The organism is Salinisphaera sp. (assembly GCF_035690525.1).
GTDB lineage: Bacteria > Pseudomonadota > Gammaproteobacteria > Nevskiales > Salinisphaeraceae > Salinisphaera.
Window position 1 is genome coordinate 1 of record NZ_DASSKM010000122.1, and the last position, 6,526, is coordinate 6,526.

Consider the following 6,526-nt stretch of genomic DNA (forward strand, 5'->3'; position numbering starts at 1 on the left):
GCCGCCATCCCGCTGATGAAAGGCCGCGCGGCGCCGATGATTTCGACCGTCTCCAGCGTGGGCGGACGTTACGGCGTGCCGGGCTGGTCGGTGTATAACGCGACCAAGTTCGCGGTGGTCGGTTTCCATGACGCCCTGCGCAAGGAACTTGGCGGCGAGGGTATCCGCGTATCGCTAATCGAGCCCGGTGCGGTCTACACCAACTGGGGCTTCAACGTAACCGAAGAGGCGATGGCCGAACGCCGCGACAAGGTCGAGGCGCTGACCGCGGAAGATATCGCCAACTCGCTGGTCTATGCCTTCGCCCAGCCGGGCCACGTCAACGCCCAGGAAATTTTGGTCATGCCGACCAAGCAGGTTTCGCCGTAGGCCGGACTGCGGCGCGCATGGATGCATGGCGTATGCAGAGTTTCGAACGCATTCAGCGGTTGTCGCCGAATACCCGCGGCGAGGATTATGTCGTGGGCGATATCCACGGCCATTTCGGCCTGCTCGAGTCGGCGTTGTCGCGGCTCGGTTTCGATCCGGAACGCGACCGGCTGCTGTCGGTCGGCGATCTCATCGATCGCGGGCCGGAGAGCCCCCGTGCGGCCGATTTTCTGATCCAGCCCTGGTTCTTCGCCATCCGCGGCAACCACGAGCAGATGATGCTCGACGCGGTCGGCGGCGAGCGCCATGACCCGGGCGCCCGCGCGTTGTGGTACCACAACGGCGGCGCCTGGTTCGAGCACATCGCCGATGCGCAGGCGGGCGCGCTGCTGGCGCCGATCGGCCGCTTGCCTTATGCGTTGGCGGTCGAACTCGCCGACGGTCGCCAGATCGGTCTGGTGCACGCCGATGTGCCTTTTGCCAGCTGGCCCGCGACGATGGCGGCGCTTGTTGATGCGGACGAACGCGACGCCGTGCTCGATCACGCGGTATGGAGCCGCGAACGCGCGGGCGCGCTGCAGGCGCGGCTCGACGGCCACCGGGCGCGCATGGAGATCGGCGTCACGGGCGTGGATCGCGTGTTCTTCGGGCATACGCCGATGCCGGCGGCGGTGGCGCACGCCAACACGCGCTGGCTGGATACCGGGGTGTTCCTGCCGCGCGGGCGGTTGTCGATCGCCGCGGCCGGCGACGACACGCTGTGGTCGTTCGCGGCCGACGACAACGAGCCGGATATCGTCCACGACTGGCGCGTCGTCGATTGAGCCGGGCGCTGCCGGCTATCCCGATGCCGCCCGAGCCGGCCATTTGTTCTCGATCGACGGGCAGTCGTCGGGGGTGCGGCGGCGCGCGAAGCGGCGGCTCAGAAAATCGAGCGCGCCGCCGGCGCCGATCAAGGCGCTGGACAGATGCTCTCCCACGATCCAGTCGAAATCCACCGCCACCCCGGCGTCGCAATAACGCCGTGCGAGCGCGCGCGCCTGATCGCGCGGGGTAAGCTGATCGAACCAGCCCGCGTAATAGAACAGCGGCGCGGGCAGGCCGTGGCCGCCCAGCCGGTTGGCGCGGGCCACGGTCGCCACCGCGGGCAGCGACAGCAGGTCGTCGACCGTCACGTAGTGCTTCATCTCGGCGAAGCTGTAACCGGACAGCAGCGGATCGCGGACCCAGGCCAGCTCCTGACCGAGGCAGCTATGGGCGAGCTTGCGCCGCATGGCCCGGCCGTGCCCGTTGAGCAAGCGGTCGAGTTCGAGCCCGGGGTAGGCGCGGGCGAGCCCGAGCGCGGCTTCGAAATAAATGCCGGCGAAAACGCCGCCGTCGATATGGCGGGCGGTGGCGAGCGGGTTGGCCGGTGGTCCGCCCGCGGCGATGCCGACGATCGGCAGCCCCGGCGCATAATTGGCCGCCAGCTCGCCGGCCCATAGGCTGGCGAAGGCGCCGCCGGAATAGCCCCACAGCGCGACCGGCGCCTCGGCATCGATAAGCCGGGCCGGCGCGAACGCGCGCGCCGCCCGAATCGCATCCAGCACCGCATAGCCGGCGTTGCGTCCGGCGCCGAAAGCCTGCTTCGGGCCTTCGTAGTCCGGTAGCAGCACCGGCCAGCCGCGGCGCAGCGCCTTGGAAACGAACCATTGCTCGATCAGGGTGCCGCGCACGATCTCCTGCGACGGCGCGCAGACCGGGTTCAACGCATCGTAGGCGACCTGATAGGACAATAACCGGCGGCGCGCTCGCGGCGGTACGACAAGCGTGGCCACGTCCGCGACCGGCGCGCCCTGGGTATCGGTGCTGCGATAGACGAACTGCCAGGCGTGCGCCTGCACATGGCTGACCCGATAGGCGCGCGGCACGATCGGGCGGTAGCGGATGATGGTACCCGGCGCCATCGCCGCCAGCCGGGTCGCGCCGGGTTGCCGATAGAACGGGTCGTCGGCAGTGGCCAGAAACGGCGGGCCGGGCGCGGGGTAGGCGATCGCCCCGGCCGGCGGCGCGCCGGGCGCCGGCCGTATCGGGCCGGGCAGCGGCGCCTGGACACAGCCGGCCAGAAGCGCCAGGCCGACCGCTGCGAGCGCGCGGCGTGGTCGGAATCGGCCGCGATGTGTCATGGCAGGATTAGTGCGGGCAAACCAGCCGATTTCGGCCGGCGCCGAGCCCGGCGGCGATCGCCGCCAGCCCGATCAGGCCGATGAACACGCCGATCGCCGACCACGTGCCGTACCACTGATGGATCAGACCCACCGCCAACGGCCCGAGGGCGGCGGTGACATAGCCGACCCCCTGCGCCATGCCGGACAGTTCGGAGGCCGTTTGGGCGTCCGAGGCGCGCAGCGCAAGCAGGGTGAGCGCCATGGCGAAGCTGCCGCCCTGGCCGAGGCCCAGCACCGCGATCCAGAACCAGATCTGCGACAGCGGCGCATAGAGGCAGCCGGCCAGCCCGGTCAGCGTAATCGTCACGACCAGGCTCAGCACGACGCGCTGGTCGCGCATCCGAGCGCCGATGGCCGGGGCGGCGAGCGCGCTCCCGACCTGAACCAGAATCGAGACCGACAACGCCAGGCCCGCGGCGACCGGCGCCATGCCGCGGTCCGCGAGAATGGTCGGCAGCCAACCGAACACAATATAGGCCAACGTGCTCTGCAGCCCCATGAAGGCCGTGACCTGCCAGGCCAGCGGATCGCGATAGACGCGTTGGGGCCCGCCTGGCTTGGCGGCGGGCTTGGCGACGGCGTGCATCTGGGCGATCCAGGCCAGCGCCGCGACCACCGCGGGTATCAGCCAGAACGCCAGTGCGGGCCGCCAGGCGCCGCCGAAGGCCAGCCGCAGCGGCTCGGTGGCGCCGGCGGCCAGCGAGGCGCCGAGGTTCAGCGCCATGGTGTAGAGCCCGGTCATGATGCCGACATTACTGGGAAAATCGCGTTTGACCAGGCCGGGCAGCAGCACCCCCATGATGCCGATGGCGCCGCCGGCGATCGCGGTGCCGATGAACAGGCCCGGACCGGCGGTGTAGGGGCGTGCGATCAGCGCCAGCGCCAGAATCACGAGAGCCGCGAGCACGGCGCGCTCCGGCCCCAGCCGGCGCGCCAGGCGCGGTGCGAGCGGGGCGGCTAGCCCCAGGCAGAACACCGGCAGGGTGGTCAGCGCGCCCAGACCGGTCGATGTCAGGCCGAGCCCGTCGCCGATCCGCGTGAGCACCGGCGATACGCTGGTCAGCGCTGGACGCAGATTGAGCGCGACCAGGAGCAGGCCGGCCAGCGTCAACAGGCGGCGGTTGCCGACGTCGCGAGTGGCGCGCGTAGCGGTCATGCGGGCAGAAGCGGTTGAGCGAAGAGCGCTATTCTGCGGGCCGCGGGCATCGAATGCACGATAGGTGTGCCAAAAAATGCGCCGCGCCGATTCGTCGATCAGCGCGGCCGGCGCTATCATTCATCCGGTGAATATTCGCGATATCGATCTTAATCTGCTGGTGATGCTGGATGCGCTGTTGCGCGAGCGTAGCGTGACCCGCGCGGCCGAGGCGATGCACATCACCCAGCCGGCCATGAGCAACGCGCTCAAGCGCCTGCGCAAGCTGCTCGGCGACCCGGTTTTGGTGCGCACCGCCGGCGGTATGCAGCCCACCGCGCGGGCCGAGCAGCTGCGGCGTCCGCTGCGCCACGCGCTCGCCCAAATGGAAGCCGCGATCGCGCCCAACCGGGCCTTCGAGCCGGCCACCGCCGAACGGCTGTTCACCCTACTGATCACCGACTACGCGGCCTCGGTGCTCATGCCGCACGTGGTCGCCGTACTCGAAACCGAGGCGCCGCATATCGCGCTCAATATTCTGTCGGCCTCTGGGGACGCGATTGGCCAGATCGAGCGCGGCGAGGCGGATTTTCTGGTCAATCAGTTCGGCCAGTTGCCGGCTAATTTCCATCATCAACGGCTGTGGCGCGACCGGCTCGCCTGTCTGATCCGCCGGGATCATCCGGCGCTGGCCGAGACCGGCGGCGCGCTCACGCTGGAGGTTTTTCTGGCCCAGCGGCACGTGCTGATCACTCAGACCGGCGTGGGCCTGTCGCGCCTGGACGAGGCGCTGGCCGATCGCGGACTGGCGCGCGAGATCAGCGTGCTCACCCGGCATTACCAATTGCCGCGCCAACTGGTGGCCGAAAGCCATATGATCGCGACCCTACCGGCCCGGATCGCGCGCTATCAGGCGCGCCATCTCGGTCTCGCGGTGCTCGAGCCGCCGATCGAACTGAGCGAATTCCAGATCGGCATCGCCTGGGGCGCACTGGATCATCACGACCCCGCGCACCGCTGGCTGCGCGAGCGCATCGTGGCCATCGCCCGCGAAACCTTCTGAGCGGATGCCGGCGAATTTTTTGTTGATTTTCCCGCCCGGTCTGGCCTAACCTCTATCGCGTTATGTGTGATTCCGCTTCAACCCAGCTTATCGCAGTCGCCACGGCGGCGGCGTGTGCAGGCGTGGAATCGCGATCGCACCAGTTTTACGGGTATTGGTTTAGCCGCATAGGCGCCTGAACCGATACGGACAGGCGCCCGGACCCGGGAGCCTGACCACGCGTTTGCCAAAACCCCCGGTCGGATCTCCCGGCCGGGGGTTTTTTCTTGCCGGCGAGGCCAGCAATGCAACGCGAGGAGACGAAAATCGTGATCCGCCTTTTCATGTCATACCAGTTTTTCTACCGGGGCCCGGCGCCATGCCCGGCTGCTCGACCGTCCGCCATTCCGTCGACCTGCGCCGCGTTGCGGTGCGAACTGGGAGCCGATCATGTCCCGGCAACACGCCACAGCCTGTAATCTCGAAACCGAATCCCGCCCCCGCGCCACGCCGACACGGTTGAGCACGCCGGCCGAACTGGCCGCGCGGCTGCCCGTGGAGCCGTTGCTGGCCGCGCGTATCGCCCACCAGCGCGATGTGGTGCGTGACGTGCTCGCCGGCCGCGATCCGCGCTTGTTGGTCATCACCGGGCCGTGCTCGCTGCACGACCGGGCCTCGGCGCTCGATTACGGCGCGCGGCTGGCCGAACTGGCCGAGGAGTGCGCCGACGAGGCGGTGCTGGTGATGCGCGCGTATGTGGAAAAACCACGGACCACGGTGGGCTGGAAAGGTCTGCTGCACGATCCGCATCTCGATGGCGGCAACGATATCGACGCCGGCCTGGCGGCGTCGCGCGGCCTGCTGATCGAGCTGGCCGAGTTGGGCTTGCCGATCGCCACCGAACTGCTCACGCCGATCGTGGCGGACTACTTGTCGGACGTGTTGTCCTGGGCGGCGATCGGCGCACGCACGACGGAATCCCAGACCCACCGCGAGCGCGCCAGCGCGCTGGAATTGCCGGTCGGTTTCAAGAACGGCACCGACGGCTCGATCGGCACCGCGATCGATGCCGTTTCCGCGGCCGCGCATCCGCAGTGTTATCTCGGCACCGATCGCGACGGCCGGCCGGCGGCGATCGCCGCGCCGGGTAACCCGGATGCGCATCTGGTGCTGCGCGGCGGGCGCCACGGCGCGAATCACGACGCGACTAGCGTCTCCCGGGCCAGCGAGGCGCTGGCCGCGGTCGGCGCGTGCGAACGTCTGATCGTCGACTGCAGCCATGCCAACAGCGGCAAGGTCGCCGCACGCCAGGCCGAGGTCATGGCCGATCTGACCGCGCGCCGGCGGGCCGGCGAATCGGCGATCGCCGGGGTCATGCTGGAAAGCCATATCGCGCACGGCAAACAGCCGCTCGGCGCGGATTTGACCTACGGCGTATCGATTACCGACGAATGCCTGGATTGGGAGACCACGGCGGCCGCGATTCGCGCGGCCTGCGGGCGTTAGGCGCTTCGTAGCACCGCGCAACATGCGACAATATAGGGCCTGTTGCCGCTTCATACGACGCCGCGCCGGCGGCCATTTTGTCGCAAGACAAGGCGCAGCGGGCGTACGGTAGTCATTCTACCGTAGCGCGCTGCAACGCAGGATTGCGGCAAAATGGCCCCGGCCCTTCGGGTTGCGGCCCCAAATCGCGCCATCCGGCGTTGCAGAGCTTGACCGCAGAATGACTGCGGTCGGCGCTCTGCGTCTTGGCTGACACGATTTGGGGTT

At 68.9% G+C, this 6,526-nt stretch carries 6 protein-coding genes; 4 read left to right on the plus strand and 2 right to left on the minus strand.

All coding sequences use genetic code 11. The features are described 5' to 3' along the window. Together VFJ08_RS09040 and VFJ08_RS09045 are read left to right on the plus strand one after the other, a co-directional pair. A partial coding sequence (locus tag VFJ08_RS09040; protein ID WP_324996872.1) for an SDR family oxidoreductase occupies positions 1-369 on the plus strand: 369 nt, incomplete at its 5' end. Between the two features lie 32 nt (positions 370-401). Continuing rightward, on the plus strand, positions 402-1,193 hold the full coding sequence (locus VFJ08_RS09045; RefSeq protein WP_324996873.1) for a metallophosphoesterase: 792 nt from the start codon (positions 402-404) through the stop codon (positions 1,191-1,193). Positions 1,194-1,208: 15 nt separating this feature from the next. Here VFJ08_RS09045 and VFJ08_RS09050 read toward each other — a convergent pair whose 3' ends face one another. Together VFJ08_RS09050 and VFJ08_RS09055 are read right to left on the minus strand one after the other, a co-directional pair. Beyond that, complete coding sequence (locus tag VFJ08_RS09050; RefSeq protein ID WP_324996874.1) at positions 1,209-2,534, minus strand: lipase family protein; 1,326 nt, start codon at positions 2,532-2,534, stop codon at positions 1,209-1,211. 7 nt (positions 2,535-2,541) lie between these two features. After that, positions 2,542-3,732 (minus strand): MFS transporter, encoded by a 1,191-nt coding sequence (locus tag VFJ08_RS09055; RefSeq protein WP_324996875.1) that lies wholly within the window; start codon positions 3,730-3,732, stop codon positions 2,542-2,544. Positions 3,733-3,808: 76 nt separating this feature from the next. Here VFJ08_RS09055 and VFJ08_RS09060 point away from each other — a divergent pair, with 76 nt between their 5' ends. Then, positions 3,809-4,774: a LysR family transcriptional regulator gene (locus VFJ08_RS09060; RefSeq protein ID WP_324996876.1), complete on the plus strand. Its 966-nt coding sequence runs from the start codon at positions 3,809-3,811 to the stop codon at positions 4,772-4,774. A 429-nt stretch (positions 4,775-5,203) separates the two neighbouring features. Further along, positions 5,204-6,259: a 3-deoxy-7-phosphoheptulonate synthase gene (locus VFJ08_RS09065; protein ID WP_324996877.1), complete on the plus strand. Its 1,056-nt coding sequence runs from the start codon at positions 5,204-5,206 to the stop codon at positions 6,257-6,259. The last annotated feature ends 267 nt before the right edge of the window (positions 6,260-6,526 follow it).

Bases quoted from the DNA above. Each gene is read 5' to 3' on its own strand.
- VFJ08_RS09045 (WP_324996873.1), top strand. From the start codon at position 402: ATGCAGAGTTTCGAACGCATTCAGCGGTTGTCGCCGAATACCCGCGGC.
- VFJ08_RS09065 (WP_324996877.1), top strand. From the start codon at position 5,204: ATGTCCCGGCAACACGCCACAGCCTGTAATCTCGAAACCGAATCCCGC.
- VFJ08_RS09050 (WP_324996874.1), bottom strand. From the start codon at position 2,534: ATGACACATCGCGGCCGATTCCGACCACGCCGCGCGCTCGCAGCGGTC.
- VFJ08_RS09060 (WP_324996876.1), top strand. From the start codon at position 3,809: ATGCGCCGCGCCGATTCGTCGATCAGCGCGGCCGGCGCTATCATTCAT.
- VFJ08_RS09055 (WP_324996875.1), bottom strand. From the start codon at position 3,732: ATGACCGCTACGCGCGCCACTCGCGACGTCGGCAACCGCCGCCTGTTG.